The following is a 17275-nucleotide window of genomic DNA, read 5'->3' on the forward strand; positions in this document are numbered from 1 at the left end:
TTAAGAACATGAAAAAACAACCTCTGATCATGATCGTGTTAAGTGCCAGCCTGTTATTTGGTTGCGGAAAAAAAGTCGAAGAGCAGAAAAAAGGGCCGCCTGCCACGATTGTGACCGTTGCCAAGTCGCAAGTCCAAACAGTTGAAGTGTTGCAGGAGAGCGTAGGTGTGATAGATACAGACTCTGCCCCGACCCTATCTGCAGAAGTTTCTGCAAAGGTTGAACAGGTTTTAGCAGATACGGGTGATTTGGTGAAACCAGGACAGGTGTTGGCAATACTGGATAAAAAAGATTTAAGTAATGCATTGAAGGTAGCACAGGCGGAAGCTGCGCGAATAGATGCGTTACTTGAAAGTCAACGAAAGTCGACTGAGCGTAATCGTCAGCTGGCCGCACAAAATTTTATATCGCCGACAAAACTGGATGACAGTGTTGCACTGCTCAATGCATTGGAGGCGCAATTAAAAGCATCGCGCGCTGCACAGGATATCGCCAGTCATAATTTAAGCAAGATAAAAGTAGTAGCACCAGTTGCCAGCAGGGTGGAACAACGTTTTATTTCCAAGGGCGATTATGTCACTCCGGGTAAGCCACTATTTTTATTGGCGACATCGCAAAATCTGATGGTGCGGTTGCCTTTTCCTGAGGGGGTGGCAGATCAGATTAAACCAGGATTAACTGTCAGGTTAACGACCCCTACCGCACCGAATAAATCAGTAGTTGGGAAAGTGCAGGAAGTGCGGACCATGGTCGGTGCAGCTAATAGGGCATTTGAGGCCATTGTGGAAGTGGCTAATCCGGGAGACTGGAAACCCGGTGCGAGTGTCACTGCCGCCTTAGTTGTAGCTGAGCACCCTGGCGCAGTAGTTGTGCCTGAGGCAAGCCTGGTATTACGTCCCGCAGGGAAAGTGGTGTATGTGATAGAGAACGACAAGGCAATGCAGCGATTGGTCAGTGTAGGTGAACGCATTGGCGGTGTGGTTGAAATTACTTCCGGACTGAAAGAAGGCGAGATGGTCGCAGTGGATGGGGCAGGGTTTTTAACGGATAAAGCGGTAGTGAAAATACAGAATTCGCAATCAGATAATAGTAATGCTGAGGCCAGGAAATGACACTGCCAGAGCTTTCCATCAAGCGCCATGTGTTGGCGTATATGCTGTCCGGCGTACTGGTGTTATTCGGTATTATCAGTTATCAGCGCCTTGGTATTGATCGGTTTCCATCCATTGAATTTCCGATTATTTCCATCACCACAACACAGCTTGGTGCAAACCCGGAAATTGTGGATGCCAGTATTACCAATATTATTGAAAAGCAGCTTAACAGCGTGCCAGGTATCGAACACATCCAGTCGAGTTCTTCGCCAGGGGTGTCGACCGTGGCCATTACCTTTGATCTGGATAAAAATATTGACGTTGCTTTTAACGAAGTGCAGGCCAAGATCAATCAGGTATTGAGACTGTTACCAAAAGATGCTGACCCGCCTGTGGTTGCTAAAGTGGAAACAAATGCGCAGCCAATCATGTGGCTGGCGCTGCAAGGAGATCGAACACAGCAGCAGCTTAACCTGTACGCACAAAACATTATCAAGAAAAAACTGGAAACAATCAGTGGTGTGGGAGAAGTGCGTTTAGGTGGAAAGCGTGATCGCACCATACGCGTGAATCTCGATCCGGCACGCATGGCTGCATTTGGCGTCACGGCAAAAGATTTAACCGATGCTTTTCATAATGAACATTTGCAATTGCCAGGGGGATTTTTGGTAGGTGAAAAAACAGAAGCATTGCTGAAGCTCGATCTGGAATTTCATCAAACGGATGCATTGCAAAATCTCATTGTGGTATATCGTGATGGCGCACCGGTCAGATTGAAAGACGTGGCATCCATAGAGGACGGCTTGGCCGACTATCGCCAGCTTGCGCGGTTTAATGGTAAGCCGGCAATTGGTTTGGGTATTGTGAAGATCGCCAATACCAACACTGTGGCAATTGTGGGCGAGGTAAAAAAACGACTGGATGAAGAGATTATTCCGCAGTTGCCCCCCGGCATGACAATAAAGGTGGCTTCCAATGATGCATTGTTTATTCAGCAAATGGTGGATGCGTTAAAACAGCATTTGATTGAAGGTACACTGCTGGCTGCGCTAGTGGTATTGATATTTCTAAAAAGCTGGCGTTCTACACTGATTGTCTCGGCTGCGATTCCTGTGTCTTTATTAGGCGCAATTGCAGTGATGTATTTTGCAGGGTTTACATTTAATACGCTCACGTTACTGGCGCTGTTATTACTGATTGGCGTGGTAGTGGATGACGCTATTGTGGTGTTGGAAAATATCTATCGCCATAGAGAAAAAATTGACCCGGATCCAGAAACTTCAGCGATAAATGGTAGCAGGGAAGTGGTTTTTGCAGTGCTGGCAGCCACGTTGTCCCTGGTGGCGATTTTTGCACCAGTGCTGTTTATGGGTGGCATTATCGGCAAGTTTTTTAAATCCTTCGCCGTAGTTGTAACGTTTGGTGTGCTGGTATCCATGTTTGTTTCGCTGACGCTAACTCCGATGCTTTGTTCGCGGTACCTGACAGTGAGTAAGGAGCATGGGCCAATTTACCGTTGGCTGGAGAACATGTTCAACAAGCTGGATCATTTTTATCGGCACTTGCTGAACTTCGCACTGAACCATCGCTGGAAGGTGGTGGTGGCAACCATACTGGTAGTACTTTCCAGTGGCTATTTTTTCGCGAATGTTGGCAAGACCTTTGTTCCGGATGAAGACGAGGGACGTTTTCTGGTATTTTTTAAAACCCCTCTTGGCTCAGGCATAAACTATACGGATGATCGACTGAAAAACGTACAGAAGGTTTTGGCCGGTCACAAAGAGATCGCAACTTATTTCACCGCGATTGGATTGGGCCAGGCAGGGCAGGTAAATCAGGGTATAGCCTTTGTGCGAATGGTGCCGCCGGAAGAAAGAAATATCAAGCAATATGAATTGTTGTCAGTGTTACGCAAAGAGCTGGCCGGGATTCCTGGCGTACGGGCGTTTGCAGCACCCGTGGCGATTGTGGGCGGACAGCGAGGTGAGCCGTTACAGTTTGTAGTGAGGGGGCCTAACCTTGAACAGGTCTCAAAAATGAGCCAGCAGTTATTGCAGAAATTGCAGTCTGATCCAGGGTTGGGTCGGCTTGATCTGGATTTGCAACTGGATCTGCCGCAATTGGTGATGAATATAGATCGCACCCGATCCGCCAGTTTAGGACTCTCGGCCAAGGATATTGCGGATGCAGTGAATATGATATCGGGTGGTATCAATGTGGCCAAGTATAACGACCAGCCCGGTGACGGAGAGCGATATGATATCCGTTTGAAAGCAGGGGAGGGGACGTTTACCCAGCCATCGGATCTAAGTCGGATTTATTTGCGCAGTCGTGATGGGCAATTGGTGCGTCTGGATACGGTTGCCAGCTTTAAGGAAACTATTGGTGCAGCAGTCATCGGCAAGCTTGATCTGCAATATGGCGCAAACTTCTATGCAACGCCAACGGTGCCTCTAGGTGATGCAGTGACGCGTATCAAACAGGTTGCTGCAGAAATCATGCCTGCTGGCTATACGGTAAAATTTGTAGGTCAAGCAGAAGAGTTCAGTAAAACCATCAATTACATGGCATTTGCTTTTGTACTGGCACTGATATTGTTATATATGGTTTTGGCCAGCCAGTTTAATTCATTTGTTCAGCCTATGATCATCATGGTTGCCCAACCTCTGGCAATTATTGGTGGCGTGATGGGTTTATGGCTGATGGGAAATGTGTTCGCGATACAATCCATGACATTGAATATCTATTCCATGATCGGGCTTGTACTGTTGATCGGGTTAGTGGCCAAAAATTCCATTTTGCTTGTGGACCTGACCAATCAAAGGCGGGAGGGTGGAATGGGGATTGATGCGGCTTTGAAAGATGCCTGTCCAATCCGAATGCGCCCCGTTTTGATGACATCATTGACCGTGATTCTGGCATTATTGCCAGCAGCGACAGGTCTGGGTGCGGGAGCTGAAACCAATGGTCCGCTTGCCGTGGCGGTTATCGGCGGTATGATCAGTTCAACTTTGCTGACATTGATGGTAGTGCCTTCAGTATATTCATTAGTTGAAAACGGCATTGCAAAATGGAAAGCAAGATAATTTGTTTTGAATCGATACTATATAACCTATAAATCAAGTCCGATACAATTGGAATGGTGAGAAAAATTATTATGTACAAAGCAGGCATGATTGCGAGTGCACTTTCATTGGCATTGGTCGGATGCAGTGCACAGCCGAGTAATGTTTATCAAGGGTATGCCGAAGGTGAGTTTCTGAGAGTGGCCGCACCCTATGCGGGGTCATTGATTGCGCTCAATGTGCAGCGGGGAAATCAGGTGCAAAAATCAGCGCCGATTTTTGTGCTTGAGCAGGAAAATGAAAAAGCAGCGCGCATGGAAGCAGAAGAACGCCTGCATAGAACCGAGTTCCAGTTGGAGAATTTGCGTAAGGGTAAACGGCCTTCAGAATTGGCTGCGATACGTGCCCAGCGAGATCAGGTTCAGGCTTCACTGAAACAGTCGGAACAGGATTTTCGTCGCGATGAAAAGCTGGCGGCAACCGGATTTATTTCTCAGCAAAAACTGGAGGCAGGGCGTACTGCATTGATCAGTAATCGAGCGCGTATAGCTGAGTTGAATGCACAATTAGCCACAGCGCAGTTGAGTGCGCGAAGTGATGAAATCCGTGCGGCCGAATCCGATGTGGCTGCTGCCCAAGCGACACTTAAGCAGGCGGAGTGGAAGCTAGCCCAAAAATCCATCACTTCCCCGGCCACAGGCTTGGTGCAAGATACCTTATATGTAAAAGGAGAATGGGTGCCTGCGGGCAGCCCAGTTGTCTCGCTACTGCCCCCAGAGAATATCAAAGTGCGTTTCTTCGTCACTGAGAATACGTTGGGAAGTTTGCATCTGAGTCAAAAAGTGAAAATCAGCTGTGATAGTTGCGGCCCTGCAATCGCTGCCGTAATTTCCTATATTTCACCGCAAGCCGAATATACACCTCCAGTCATTTATAGCAAAGAAAACCGCAGCAAGCTGGTATTCCTGATTGAAGCCAGAACATCTCCCGCAGACGCAGTTAAGCTGCATCCGGGTCAACCTGTCGATGTGGTATTGTAAATTTTATGTCCAATGGTGAATTCGTCATTGATGTACACGGCCTGAGTAAAAGTTTTGATGGCAAGCTGGCTGTGAATCAGCTCAGTCTGCAGGTAAATAAGGGAGAGATTTACGGTTTTCTCGGCCCGAATGGCAGTGGCAAAACCACCTCTATACGCATGTTGTGCGGCTTGCTGACGCCAGATAGCGGCAGCGGTACCTGCCTGGGGTTTGATGTGATTTTGGAAACCGCTGAAATCAAACGTCAGGTCGGTTACATGACACAGCGATTCAGCTTGTACGAAGACCTGACCATCCAGGAAAATCTGGATTTTACTGCACGTGTTTACGGTATGAAAAACCGCCGTGAAGTGGTCGAGAACAGTCTCGAACGCCTCGGCCTCACCCAACGTCAAAAGCAACTGGCCGGAACCCTTTCTGGTGGGTGGAAGCAACGCTTGGCATTGGCCGCCTGCATGTTGCATGAACCGCGTCTATTGTTACTGGATGAGCCCACCGCAGGGGTGGACCCAAAAGCGCGGCGTGATTTCTGGGATGAGATTCACAAACTGGCAGCTGATGGGATTACCGTTCTGGTGAGTACGCATTACATGGATGAGGCAGAGCGTTGCCACCGTCTTGCGTACTTGGCTAACGGTAGTTTACTGACACATGGCACAGCGACAGAAGTGGTGGCGAAATCAGGGATTATTACCTGGTCAGTTGAAGGGGATGAATTGATCCATCTGGCGGAACAATTGCGCGGATTGCCAGGTATCAAACAAATTGTGCCATTTGGCAATACACTCCACGTAAGTGGCATTGATGCCGAACTATTGCATCGGAGTATTTCCGTATTTCAGGAAGATGAACGCTATCATTGGGTCCGTGCCAAACCTGGACTGGAAGATGTCTTTATTCAAATGATGGATCAGTCGCAGGATGTTTTTTCATGAGAGGCGATCGTTTTTCCTGGTCAAGATTTTCAGCGATTGTGGTGAAAGAATTCATCCAGATGCGACGGGATCGGCTCACTTTCGCCATGATGGTCGGTATTCCCATGATGCAGTTGATCCTGTTTGGATTCGCCATTAATTCAGACCCCAAGCATTTACCCACTGCGGTATTGTCGGCAGACCATAGCCCATTTTCCCGTTCATTTATCCGCGCATTGGAAAATAGCCAATATTTTGTCGTAGAAAAACAGGCCACCAGTGAAGCAGAAGCAGACCGAATGCTCGCGGTAGGTGATGTGCAATTTGTCATCAATATTCCTGAAAATTTCTCTCGAAAACTGCAGAGGGGTGAACGTCCAAGCATTCTGGTTGAAGCCGACGCGACCGACCCTTCGGCAACAGGTAATGCAATTAGTGCTATTAATAATCTGGCGCAGACGGCAATCAATCGTGATTTGCAAGGGGTTTTGCAAACACAACAACCCAAGCCTGCTGCTTTTGATGTAAATATTCACCGGCGCTATAACCCAGAAGGTATCACCCAGTACAATATTGTGCCGGGCCTGATGGGGGTGATACTAACCATGACCATGATCATGATGACCGGGCTTGCCATGACCCGTGAACGGGAACGCGGTACCATGGAAAATCTGCTCGCCACACCGGTAAAACCGTTTGAAGTCATGGCAGGCAAAATCATGCCGTACATACTGGTTGGCTATATACAGGTGACGCTGATCATGCTCGCTGCACGCTTGATATTCAATGTGCCGATGCTGGGTAGTATTCCCATGTTGTACCTGGTAATCCTCGCCTTTATTGCGGCAAACCTTTCGGTGGGCATCATGTTTTCTACCATCGCCAAAAATCAGATGCAGGCCATGCAAATGACTTTTTTCTTCTTTCTCCCCTCGTTGTTGCTGTCAGGCTTCATGTTCCCCTTTCGCGGAATGCCGCCTTGGGCACAAACCATTGGAGAAATATTACCCCTGACACATTTCTTGAGGATGGTGCGTGGCATCTTGCTGAAAGGAAATGGCGTGATGGATACGCTGCCGCATTTATGGCCCATTGGTTTGTTTATTTTATTTGTGGTGGGTATTGGTTTAAAGCGGTATAGGAAAACACTGGATTAGTCCGTTTTTATTATTCACATCAAGCAGTTATCTGGATGAACTTTCCGTCTGTTAAGCATGATTTTTAAAACCTGCTACGCTTGAATTTCCTTCAGAAAAAACTGATCTAAACATCTAGTGGTTACCATTTTACGGTTTAATCTGAAGCGTAATTTTTCAGAAAAACGCGTAACGTTTATTAACTAAAGAGGATAAATCATGAAACTGAACAGACTACTTTTTGCATCACTGCTTGCGATATTTTGTATGGGATTTATTGTTGAATCAGCTTCCGCAGCAGATGAGGGAAAGTCCCCTCAGAAAATGCCAGCAGTTCAAAAATTCGAACCGATCCCTGCTAACAAGGATGATGACATACGGGTGTTCTATCCTGATGGAAAAGAAGTTAAAGGGGTGCAAGCTCTTGAATTGATGCAGGCTGGTAAACCGGGCTTAACCATCTGGCTTGCAGGGAATCAATTCTTTGCCATGGAAGATGTAATCCATGCCTTTCAGAAAAACAACAAGGAAGTGGTAGGGGTCATTACCATGCCTCCTGGCAAGGTAATGAACGCCATTCTGAATGGGGGGTGGTCCTACATGAACAAAGACTATGCGATGACCCCTGATGTATTCGGGATGGTGGACATGGGCTCGGTAAAGAAACTTAAGGAAGCAGGTAAAGGCAAAGACTATGTGACCTACATGCACAACCAGCTGGTGCTAATGGTCGCGGATGGTAATCCAAAAAAAATCAAGGGCATTGCCGATCTTGGTCGACCTGAGCTTAAAGTGATGCTGCCAAATCCGATCATGGAAGGCATCATGAAATTCTATGCCAAAAAAGTTCTGGAACATAATGCTCTCTGGGACAAATTATCAGCCGGAAAAAATTGTCAGTCATGCTATGGCGCACCCAACGTTTACTTTACATCTGTTCATCATCGGGAAATCTCTGATGGCATCAAGGCCGGAAAAGTGGATGTGGGCATCGTGTGGGCAACGGAATATAAGAATGCCCTCAAAGAAGGCCAGAAAGTAGGGGTAGTAAACCTGCCTGAGAAGGATAGCATGAAGAATGAGGTCAACTATATTGCCGGTAACATCCCCGGCACAGCCCATGAAAAAAACGCAGTGGCGTATCTGAAATTCCTGGGAACCAAGGCTGGACAGACCGCATACTCAGACCATGGCTTTATCGAAGCAACTGAAGAAGAGTTGAAGGTTCATGCTATTCCGTAAATGGTTGTACCTTTGAAACAGGACTGCGATGACAGGCTTGGGTTAAAGCTGTTTCAGTATTGTATAAACGGCAGATCATATTGACTCAATCCTCTCGCAGTAACTGTTTGGAAAGACTTGAAAGGCTCGGTTTATACACTGAGCTTTTCAAAATATTTGAACAGTCCGTCATTTGAATTGGATGCCTGCTGTCAGCGTGTCACGTATAAAAGATTTGGTTGAGTAGATCTGTGAAATTCAACGTTGTGCATGAAGGTTTAGAATGATCATGGGCATTGTCAGAAGAGCGTCTCCCGATACCGTTCATGTCCGTTTAGCATTACTGCCAGAATGCCAGCCTTTCCACGATTGTCGATTGCGACAAGCATTGAGACCTTCTCGCCCCCCTGCGGCCGCTCAATCTGTCTGCCTGTCCCTTCCTGCACATAATACTGTTCGATACCGTAGCGGACATTCAACGTGCGTTGCTTAACTGATTTGTTTGTTGTGCGGTCCCACTCGAATTCGCTGGAATACTGGACTTCGCCTTTAAGTGGCAGAAGACCGGACGGGATATCACTGCGCTGGTGGTAGACCGAGATGGCTTTCGCGCCATTGGGGTCGGGTTTGAGCGCAACCCATACCGTGTCATAACGTTTGAAGTCTTTATCACCCCCAAGAGCCGATTCGCCGTCGAGATGAAGTCGGCTGATCGGATAGGCAAGGCGCGCGAAATCTCCCATGAACATGGAACGCGGGTCGACCGGTTCGGTTTGAAGTATTACTGGCACTCCGGTATTCAGTGTCCACTGCTTATCGGCGATCATTGCCGCTAGCGCGGAAATCTGAATGCCAGCCAGAAGAGCGATTTTTAGCCACAGATTCATGATTGCCCCCGGTCTGCCATGTCGTGCATGAGCGAGCGACGACTGCGCTCCAGCCAGCCGCCACCGGCCAGGAGCAACACGCCGCCAGCCATGAAGAAGAGTGAGCGATCTAGGAGTGTCCAGAAAGTATCAAAGTAGCGGGCCAGCACCAATATTGAAAAGGCGGTAAATGCCCTGTTCACCATTGCGCGGTCGCCGTGGCGGATACCGAGATCACCGATCCAGTAAAGCATCCCGAGAAAGAGGGCATTCCAGAACAGCGCAAGCAATCCACCACTGCGAGGTACCATGACCTCGATCGCCAGCAGTAAAGCAAATCCTATCCCCAGTGCAATGACAATACGCAGCCGCTCAGTGGATAATTCGCTGTTTCGGGTAAGGCGAAGAAGGCCAGCCGTATAAATCGCTGCGGTGCCGGCAAGGGCAATTAACCACGGTGCAAGGTCACGCGCAGGGTTGGCCTGGTGCCCCGCAAAGTCGGGAAAGGTGAAAACGAAGGCCCCTGCCAGCGCAGCAAGTAAAAAGTCAGCGCGCACTGCACGGGCGAACGGATGTTCGCTGGCTTGCGCGAGCGCCCAGCAGCCCGTAATGCCCAGCACCTGCAGTGCAAACAGGCGCATGTGATCGTATGACTCCCATGAACCGCCAAACCATGGCTGGGCATGCCAGCCGACCATCCAGAGGATAAAGAGCGCGCCCCATCCACGGGCCGCAATATGCCATTCGTGGCGTAAGAGCGGCACGGCAGCAAGCAATAAATAGCCCAGTAGCGGCCAGTTCATCATCCGGTAATCAAATTGCTCGTTCCATGTCCACAGTGCAGCCAGCGCGATTGAGGCCACCAATGCGGGTTGGGATTCTAGCAGCCATGCGGTCAGCAAGCCACCAGCCGCCCACATCGCGATTCCGTCGGGGAAGTGTGCATCGATATGGTAAATCTGACCAATCAGCATGATCGCTGCGCCAAAGAATAAGACCGAAAGGAGCGCCATACCTTGTGCCAGTTTGGGCAGAGCGCCACGGGTAAGGCAGAAGCCATGTGCGATATGACTGGCGGTGAGGGAAACCAGGATAAGCACAAGCTTGGTGAGCTTATTCATCTCGTTCCAGTGAGCGGCAAACCAGGTGATGACACCAACACCAAGCAAGAGCGCGCCAATCAGTGCCAGTGAAGAAGCCCAAACCAGTTTAGGCTGCCGGGTAGCAATGTCGTTAAGGATAGCCTGCGCACCTTCGGCGGCCACCCATCCTTCTTGTTGCCAGCGCGGTAATTCCTGCGCAAGCCGTTTACTGAATCCCTTGTCGCTCATCGTTCCTCTCACCAAGATGCTTTTAATCTATATCAGCGCTGAATTCGCGCGAGTGTTTATTTATTTGGTACCACACTCGGGATACCTTCAAACTGCATGATTGAAATAATGCAGTTTGAATGAACACGGATGGCAGGAAGCTTTTATCCTAGTTTGCTCACTCTTTAACCTCGCCACGCTCCGTATACAACAAATCATCCAGGCGGACTAGCTGACCTTTTTCGACCCTTTCAGCTATGGCATCAAAAGATTGCTAAAATGAATCAATGATAAAATGATAATAACATAACTCAAGAAGCTTGCTATTGATCTTGCTTAATGACTTGTTAGAACGCAAAAATTTTCTATCAGAGTTCAAAGCTGAAGTGGGGATGTGGGTTTAAAAGTCCAAAGGGTATTGCGTTGTATGAGATTCACACTTTCGAGGTTGGACTTTGCATTTGATAATTCTTGAGTTGAAGTAAAAATCGATTCTACTTTTGAAACGTATACCCTCACCAGAAAGGTGAGGGGGAAGTATTTACCTGTGAGCTTCAACCATGTATCAAATTAAGCTGTTTGGCAATAATGTCATGATTCAGCCACACAACCGGTGCAGATGGGTCAGATGCTGCGTGGAACATCAGCGGCCCGGTTCCTTCCAGTACCAGAGCACTCAACAGATCGGTTATCAGTGCTTTACGGTCGATATGCATTTGGGTGATTTCGTCTGACGTACCAATCATGATATCTGCTAGGGGTGCGGAGTTATCCATTGGCCAGGCTTCAAAATTACGGAATTCGGTGATGACACCGTTTTTATTGTAATCATCAATTTTCTGTAACAGATCTTCAAGCGAAGACCCTTCTTGCAATAACGCATGGCAAGCTTGCCACTGCGCGTCTACCCAAGCACCGCCGCCTTCTTTCTTCAGCGACCTAAGTAGTGGAAAGAGGGAAAGTTCAACCCCAACGAAAATATCAGAGGAGTTGGTGCGTATTTCAGGGCAGTTGAATACTGTGGCCTTGATACCTTTGCTCCATGCGTCTTCTGCAATATGCTCCAGGCGCATTTTGGCTTTGCCCTGGGTATAGTTGGTATAGGTTTGCCACTGGTACTTTCCGTCGATAAGAATTTCTGTGCCATGATAGCCATAGGCAGTGTAACGTACCTGGCCGCCGGTTTTTTCCATCCGTTCGCGGATAGCGGCACTACCTTCAATAAGGTATTGAAACGTGTTGGCCGTCACTTCGTCAAAATTCATCAGGATCAGCTTGCCAAGATCACTTTCCAGCAGCGCGCGCGAAGACAGGAAGCGCTCGCCGCGACCTTTGTAGATTCGGTTGGCAATAGCAAGGAAAACCTTCACCTTTGGGATGCCACCAGCCATGGTATGAGCAAAGAAGACGTTGCTGCCATCTGCAATCATGCCATCAATTTGGCTCATGACTTGTGCAATAGAATCTTTTACGCGTTTTACACCCACTTCGCGGCATTTTTCGATGTGTTTGAAATCGAGCTTGTCATCTTGCCAGCTTTTCAGGGTCATGCCAGCAAGCATATCGGTTGGTGTGAGTTCGCCAGTTGGCGCATCCAGATCAAATCCGGCCATTAGCGGTATGTTGATGATTTTGCTGCCGAGATTTTCTTCGGCCGTAGCCAATTCTTCGTCCGTGAGCGGCCGTAAAGCGTTGTTTTCATCGCGGCGGCCGACGGTAACGCCGATTATCGTCATACCGGCTTTGCGGGCTTCGTTTACCAGTCCGTTAGCGTAACCTCGCCCAAAGAGTTCACCGAACAGTACGAAAACATCTCCTTTGCGAAAAATATTTTTCTGTGGAATATCTCTTAAGGGAAAAGGTGCAATCATAGGTAATAGCCTCAAACGGAATTGCGTATTGTATCAAATTCTCATTTGGAAGCATGAAAAACGACGAATGATGAATTTCAGCGCTTATAATGTAGGAGGACCTTAAATAAAACAAATTATTCCCGGATTGTCTTTCTCGACAATATGAATGGCTAAGAATCATGGATGAATATATATACAGTAAAACCGGCAAAGGGCTGCGCGCCATTAACACGGGTACGTCTGAAATACCTTCTGTTGCAGCAAGTGTGCTTGCCCAGGTGGATGGTAAGTCCAGTGCAATAGAGGTGCATATGCGATGCCCTGAGTTAAGCAGCGAACAAGTGAAGCAGGCGTTTGACTGGCTTTTGCATGCAGGTTATGCCAAGGCATTGGCTAGTGAACTGCAAACGATTCATGCCCCCGCGAGCAACGCCGGTGTGGTGATGCTCGACCCTGTAGAGGGTTTGCAGGAGTGGGCCAAGGCGCAGCGCATGACGAAAGACTTGGCAAATGTGGGGTATTGCTCTTCAGGAAGTGCGGGGCAGTCCAAGCCCATAAACGCGAGTATCCTGATTGTCGAGGATGACCCGCAATTGGCTCAGCTGGAAATAGCTTTGCTCAGAAGAGAAGGGTATAAGTTGAGCCATGTGAGTTCAGGCGAACTGGCACTCGAAAAGTTAGAAACAGGTGCGCTGCCGGATGTTGTCATTCTCGATATCGTGTTGCCCGGTATAGATGGATTTGAAACGCTGCGTACCCTGCGCGCCAAGGCAAGAACGGCGAATCTGCGCGTGGTCATGGTGACTTCACGGGTGAGCGATGAGGATGTGATGGAAGGCTTGATCAGCGGTGCGGATGGCTATATTTTTAAACCATTCCGTCCGGAAAAACTGACGAACAATCTGCTGGAGGTGCTTGGCTGGTAATGGGGGTGAAATATTAATCCAGTCTGACGCAAAATTACAATTTCAGTAAGACTTAATTAACCGCAGAGGCGCTGAGGCACGGAGAAAGGAAATGTTTTGGGCGAGTGAAATGTCGCCATGAAGCAAAGCGTCACAAATTATATATTGAATGGCCCGTCACCTCAGCGCCTCTGCGTCTCCGCGGTTAATCTTCAATGCTTCCGGAAACGCGAACAAATGTTATCTTATGTTTCTGTGCCCACTTTCTTATGCGATGAGGGGTGTTTTTGAAAAAACCATAAATACCAGGTAGAAATGAAACTGAAACCGCAAGAACTGGAAGAGGCCGCTGCCCTTACACTTGAGTACTATAATCAACAGGCTGATGATTTTTTTGAAGGCACAATTGGCCATGATGTCAGTCAGAATATCGCGGCATTGTTGCAGTACATTGAAGGGGCGTTGCCTTTTACCATACTGGATGTTGGTTGTGGGCCGGGGCGTGATCTGAAAGTTTTCAGAGAACAAGGACACATTGCTGTGGGTCTGGAAGGCGGTGTTCGTTTTGTTGAAATGGCGCGGACGTATAGCGGTTGTGATGTCTGGTTGCAAAATTTGATTAACCTCGACCTGCCTGCAGATCATTTTGATGGTGTTTTTGCTAACGCTTCGCTGTTTCATGTACCCAGCCAGGCGTTGCCTCGTGTATTGTCCGAGCTTTATGCCACACTAAAACCAAATGGTGTTTTGTTCAGCTCGAACCCTCGTGGCAATAATCAGGAAGGCTGGAATAGAGGGAGATATGGTGCCTACCACGACCTTGAATCCTGGCGCATATTCATGACCAATGCAGGGTTTGTTGAACTGACCCATTACTACCGGCCACCTGGCGTGCCCATAGAGCAACAGCCCTGGCTGGCGAGTGTGTGGCGCAAGCCGCTTTTGCCCGTTGTAACAGAATAAAATCTCAGTTATTTATTCGTTGCTTTGCTTATGCCTGTTTGCATAAGCATGGGCATCGCTAATAATAACTTGATGTGATAAAAGGTGAGTTATAAATGAAGCAAATAGTTATTGTATGGATAGTATTCTTACTGGTGAATTTAACTGGATGCGTTTCTATTCCCAGCGACCCTGCTTTGCTCACATTTGATCAGTCCAGATTGCCTCCCGCTGATATCAGTTTGAATATTCCGGGGCTGGGTCCTTGCACAGATAACCCGGATCGAACTTTACACCTTAATTCAGACCAGCCTGTTACCGTGCTAGTGCATGGCTGTTTTGCTTCTACGGGACGTTTTCGTGCTCTGGCAGAAGTGATGGCGTTTCACGGTCAGCAATCAGCCTGCTTTACTTATGATGATCGTGACAGCTTAATGTTGAGTTCTGCCCAACTGGCTACGGCGCTCGATAAGCTGTCTGGACAGATGCGTAATAAACAGGTTACCGTTGTCGGGCATAGTCAGGGGGCTTTGATCGCCCGGAAAGCATTGGTTGCAGACCGACCTGATGCGCTTCGGAATAAAGAATTGAAACTAAGGCTGGTGACTATTTCAGGCCCTTTTTCCGGGATTGCTGCTGCGGAACAGTGCGGGTCTCCATCTCCATTGGTTCGAGTGCTGACTTTAGGGTTGGTTCAACCTCTTTGCAAGATAGTCAGCGGCGATAAATGGTTTGAAATCACTTCCGCTTCCGACTTTATCCGCCAGCCGGGTGAGTTGCTTGGCCAAGTACAGTCTTATCTTAAAATTGATACGGACGAACGGGGTACTTGCCGTCAATTTAATAATGCCGGTATTTGCATTGAGCATGATTATGTATTCAGTCTGGATGAGCAGTTTTACAAGCCCGTCGATGAGGCAAAAGTAGTCAAAAACGTGGAAGTAAAAGCGGGGCATGTTGAAATTGTCGGTGATCAACGGGTTGCTCCGCTCAAGCTCATTGCGGTCTTGCAACAAAATGGGATTTTGAATCAGACAGAAGCAAAGCGCAGTGCTGCATTTAACCAGCTTCTGACTAAACTATACCTGGCTGATTATGCAAATCCTTCGCAGAATGGTGAGTCTGGATATTGTAAAGCGTGCGCTTATCCAGACTAACTCTTAAGGCTTTTACTCTAAATAGCCTTAAGAGTTCTGTTGAGAAGGCTTCAGCATAGGTTTGCTGTGCGAGCTGGATAAATTTGCACTTTTGGTTTTTCTTAACCATACCAAGGCACGATACCCAAGTAAAACCGACAAAACGATCGCATAAATCACTGGTTGTGTGATGTCTTTTTTAACCAGCCACCAGTAATGGATGACACCAAAGGTAGCAATGATATATACCAATCGGTGAAGCTGTTGCCAGCGTTTTCCACCCAGCCGTTTGACCATTTTATTGGTTGAGGTGACTGCCAGGGGTATAAGCAGCAGAAATGCAGCAAATCCGACCGTGATAAAAGGCCGTTTAATAATATCTTTGTAAATCGTTTGCGGGTCAAAAAACTGATCCAGCCAGATATACGTGGTGAAATGCAGGCACACATAGAAAAACGCATACAAACCCAGCATGCGACGTAGCTTGATAAGCCACGACCAACCCGTCAATTTTCGCAAGGGGGTGACACCCAGCGTGATCATTAAAAACACCAGAGTCCATGTGCCAGTAGACCGGGTGATGAGCTCAATGGGATTGGCGCCGAGTTGACTGGTATAGCCGAACCACCCAAGCCGTGCGAGAGGGATGAGACAGGCAAGAAAGACCAGGGCTTTTAATGCAGGAAAAAATTTCATCAGAAATACTTTTTCAAATCTAGACCAGCGTACATACGGGCGACTTGGTCTCCATATCCGTTATACATCAAGGTTTCACGTTTAAAAAACTCGCCGATACGACGTTCTTTTGCCTGACTCCAACGGGGATGGTCTACATTCGGGTTTACGTTGGCAAAGAAACCGTATTCTCTTGGGTTGGCTTTCATCCACGAAGAATTGGTTGGTTTTGAAACAAAGCGGATCTTCACGATGGATTTAGCGCTTTTGAAGCCATATTTCCAGGGCACAACCAGCCGAACAGGCGCGCCGTTCTGGTTGGGCAATACCTCACCGTATAGGCCTACAGCCATTAAGGTCAGGGGATTCATTGCTTCATCAATGCGCAGGCCTTCTACATAAGGCCAGTCCAGCACACCGGAGCGCTGCCCGGGAAACTGCTTGGGGTCGTGCAGCGTGGTGAATTCAACAAATTTTGCGTTACCTGTGGGTTCTACCTGTTTGATCAATTCGCTGAGTGAGAAGCCTACCCAGGGAATAACCATAGACCATCCCTCTACGCAGCGGAGTCGATAGATGCGCTCTTCAAGGGGGACGAGCTTGAGCAGATCTTCTATATCGTATACTTTAGGACGTTTGACTTCGCCTTCTACCGCAACGGTCCATGGACGGGTATTCAGCGTGCCGGCCATTTGTGCAGGCGAAGATTTGTCGGTATCAAACTCGTAAAAATTGTTGTAGCTGGTGACGTCTTTGTAGGGTGTTAATGGATCGGTCACACTGAATGAACTTTTTTGAAGGCCGCTTAATTTAGCTGCAGTTGCGGCTTCCACTTCTTGGGAATGGGACAGTAAACCAGGTAAAGCAATACCTGCTGCCACTGCAGCAATAGACTTTGTGGCTGCACCCATAAAATCACGTCGAGATTGGTAAATGCGTTTGTCCGTTATTTCGGAAGGTTTAATGTCGCTAGGTTGCTTGATGAGCATGATGAGTCTCCTGTAATTTTCTTTTAGTCGTTATGAGCAGCCATTCCTTACAACATAATGACAGGAAAGTTTTGTGGCAGTTCATATTTTCTGGCCAAATCAAAAAAATAAACACTGTCTGGAATAATA

Annotated in this window: 14 protein-coding genes; 9 read left to right on the top strand and 5 right to left on the bottom strand. The window is 47.8% G+C overall.

Annotated features, from left to right (window positions below):
• Nucleotides 1-8 precede the first annotated feature (8 nt).
• The 6 genes from EDC63_RS09055 to EDC63_RS09080 all read left to right on the top strand — a co-directional run bounded on the left by EDC63_RS09055 (nt 9) and on the right by EDC63_RS09080 (nt 8491).
• A complete protein-coding gene (locus EDC63_RS09055) occupies nt 9-1112 on the top strand; it encodes an efflux RND transporter periplasmic adaptor subunit (RefSeq protein WP_124945227.1) in 1104 nt (367 codons plus the stop codon).
• The gene (locus tag EDC63_RS09060) at nt 1109-4180 is read left to right on the top strand and encodes an efflux RND transporter permease subunit (RefSeq protein WP_124945228.1); all 3072 of its coding nucleotides are present in this window, start codon (nt 1109-1111) and stop codon (nt 4178-4180) included. Before EDC63_RS09055 ends, EDC63_RS09060 begins: the two co-directional genes overlap by 4 nt.
• Before the next feature lie 71 nt (nt 4181-4251).
• Entirely contained in the window at nt 4252-5199 is a 948-nt protein-coding gene (locus tag EDC63_RS09065; protein ID WP_124945283.1) for an HlyD family secretion protein, read from the top strand.
• A 5-nt stretch (nt 5200-5204) separates the two neighbouring features.
• Nucleotides 5205-6134 carry an ABC transporter ATP-binding protein gene (locus EDC63_RS09070; RefSeq protein ID WP_124945229.1) on the top strand — a complete coding sequence of 310 codons (930 nt, stop codon included), beginning with the start codon at nt 5205-5207 and terminating at the stop codon, nt 6132-6134.
• Nucleotides 6131-7270, top strand: a complete 1140-nt coding sequence (locus EDC63_RS09075; protein WP_124945230.1) for an ABC transporter permease — start codon at nt 6131-6133, stop codon at nt 7268-7270. Before EDC63_RS09070 ends, EDC63_RS09075 begins: the two co-directional genes overlap by 4 nt.
• Nucleotides 7271-7468: 198 nt before the next feature.
• Nucleotides 7469-8491 carry a molybdate ABC transporter substrate-binding protein gene (locus EDC63_RS09080; protein ID WP_124945231.1) on the top strand — a complete coding sequence of 341 codons (1023 nt, stop codon included), beginning with the start codon at nt 7469-7471 and terminating at the stop codon, nt 8489-8491.
• 278 nt (nt 8492-8769) lie between these two features.
• Here EDC63_RS09080 and EDC63_RS09085 read toward each other — a convergent pair whose 3' ends face one another.
• From EDC63_RS09085 to EDC63_RS09095, 3 genes are all read right to left on the bottom strand, one after another.
• Nucleotides 8770-9357: a GDYXXLXY domain-containing protein gene (locus EDC63_RS09085; RefSeq protein ID WP_124945232.1), complete on the bottom strand. Its 588-nt coding sequence runs from the start codon at nt 9355-9357 to the stop codon at nt 8770-8772.
• Nucleotides 9354-10667 carry a DUF2157 domain-containing protein gene (locus tag EDC63_RS09090; protein ID WP_124945233.1) on the bottom strand — a complete coding sequence of 438 codons (1314 nt, stop codon included), beginning with the start codon at nt 10665-10667 and terminating at the stop codon, nt 9354-9356. Before EDC63_RS09090 ends, EDC63_RS09085 begins: the two co-directional genes overlap by 4 nt.
• Nucleotides 10668-11200: 533 nt before the next feature.
• Complete coding sequence (locus EDC63_RS09095; RefSeq protein ID WP_124945234.1) at nt 11201-12517, bottom strand: enoyl ACP reductase FabMG family protein; 1317 nt, start codon at nt 12515-12517, stop codon at nt 11201-11203.
• Nucleotides 12518-12678: 161 nt separating this feature from the next.
• Here EDC63_RS09095 and EDC63_RS09100 point away from each other — a divergent pair, with 161 nt between their 5' ends.
• The 3 genes from EDC63_RS09100 to EDC63_RS09110 all read left to right on the top strand — a co-directional run bounded on the left by EDC63_RS09100 (nt 12679) and on the right by EDC63_RS09110 (nt 15503).
• Entirely contained in the window at nt 12679-13425 is a 747-nt protein-coding gene (locus EDC63_RS09100; protein ID WP_124945235.1) for a response regulator transcription factor, read from the top strand.
• Between the two features lie 294 nt (nt 13426-13719).
• Nucleotides 13720-14367, top strand: coding sequence for a class I SAM-dependent methyltransferase (locus EDC63_RS09105; RefSeq protein ID WP_124945236.1), 648 nt, complete (start codon nt 13720-13722; stop codon nt 14365-14367).
• A 95-nt stretch (nt 14368-14462) separates the two neighbouring features.
• On the top strand, nt 14463-15503 hold the full coding sequence (locus EDC63_RS09110; RefSeq protein ID WP_124945237.1) for an esterase/lipase family protein: 1041 nt from the start codon (nt 14463-14465) through the stop codon (nt 15501-15503).
• A 27-nt stretch (nt 15504-15530) separates the two neighbouring features.
• Here EDC63_RS09110 and EDC63_RS09115 read toward each other — a convergent pair whose 3' ends face one another.
• The gene (locus EDC63_RS09115; RefSeq protein ID WP_124945238.1) at nt 15531-16178 is read right to left on the bottom strand and encodes a protein-methionine-sulfoxide reductase heme-binding subunit MsrQ; all 648 of its coding nucleotides are present in this window, start codon (nt 16176-16178) and stop codon (nt 15531-15533) included.
• Nucleotides 16178-17146, bottom strand: coding sequence for a protein-methionine-sulfoxide reductase catalytic subunit MsrP (msrP, locus tag EDC63_RS09120; RefSeq protein ID WP_124945239.1), 969 nt, complete (start codon nt 17144-17146; stop codon nt 16178-16180). Before msrP ends, EDC63_RS09115 begins: the two co-directional genes overlap by 1 nt.
• Nucleotides 17147-17275: the final 129 nt, after the last annotated feature.

Source organism: Sulfurirhabdus autotrophica (assembly GCF_004346685.1).
GTDB classification, from domain to species: Bacteria; Pseudomonadota; Gammaproteobacteria; order Burkholderiales; family SMCO01; genus Sulfurirhabdus; species Sulfurirhabdus autotrophica.

What these genes read in the sequence shown, in the direction of transcription:
- EDC63_RS09095 (WP_124945234.1), bottom strand. Translation starts at nt 12,517, where the DNA reads ATGATTGCACCTTTTCCCTTAAGAGATATTCCACAGAAAAATATTTTT.
- EDC63_RS09080 (WP_124945231.1), top strand. Translation starts at nt 7,469, where the DNA reads ATGAAACTGAACAGACTACTTTTTGCATCACTGCTTGCGATATTTTGT.
- msrP (WP_124945239.1), bottom strand. Translation starts at nt 17,146, where the DNA reads ATGCTCATCAAGCAACCTAGCGACATTAAACCTTCCGAAATAACGGAC.
- EDC63_RS09115 (WP_124945238.1), bottom strand. Translation starts at nt 16,178, where the DNA reads ATGAAATTTTTTCCTGCATTAAAAGCCCTGGTCTTTCTTGCCTGTCTC.
- EDC63_RS09055 (WP_124945227.1), top strand. Translation starts at nt 9, where the DNA reads ATGAAAAAACAACCTCTGATCATGATCGTGTTAAGTGCCAGCCTGTTA.
- EDC63_RS09075 (WP_124945230.1), top strand. Translation starts at nt 6,131, where the DNA reads ATGAGAGGCGATCGTTTTTCCTGGTCAAGATTTTCAGCGATTGTGGTG.
- EDC63_RS09085 (WP_124945232.1), bottom strand. Translation starts at nt 9,357, where the DNA reads ATGAATCTGTGGCTAAAAATCGCTCTTCTGGCTGGCATTCAGATTTCC.
- EDC63_RS09060 (WP_124945228.1), top strand. Translation starts at nt 1,109, where the DNA reads ATGACACTGCCAGAGCTTTCCATCAAGCGCCATGTGTTGGCGTATATG.
- EDC63_RS09090 (WP_124945233.1), bottom strand. Translation starts at nt 10,667, where the DNA reads ATGAGCGACAAGGGATTCAGTAAACGGCTTGCGCAGGAATTACCGCGC.
- EDC63_RS09070 (WP_124945229.1), top strand. Translation starts at nt 5,205, where the DNA reads ATGTCCAATGGTGAATTCGTCATTGATGTACACGGCCTGAGTAAAAGT.
- EDC63_RS09100 (WP_124945235.1), top strand. Translation starts at nt 12,679, where the DNA reads ATGGATGAATATATATACAGTAAAACCGGCAAAGGGCTGCGCGCCATT.
- EDC63_RS09110 (WP_124945237.1), top strand. Translation starts at nt 14,463, where the DNA reads ATGAAGCAAATAGTTATTGTATGGATAGTATTCTTACTGGTGAATTTA.
- EDC63_RS09065 (WP_124945283.1), top strand. Translation starts at nt 4,252, where the DNA reads ATGTACAAAGCAGGCATGATTGCGAGTGCACTTTCATTGGCATTGGTC.
- EDC63_RS09105 (WP_124945236.1), top strand. Translation starts at nt 13,720, where the DNA reads ATGAAACTGAAACCGCAAGAACTGGAAGAGGCCGCTGCCCTTACACTT.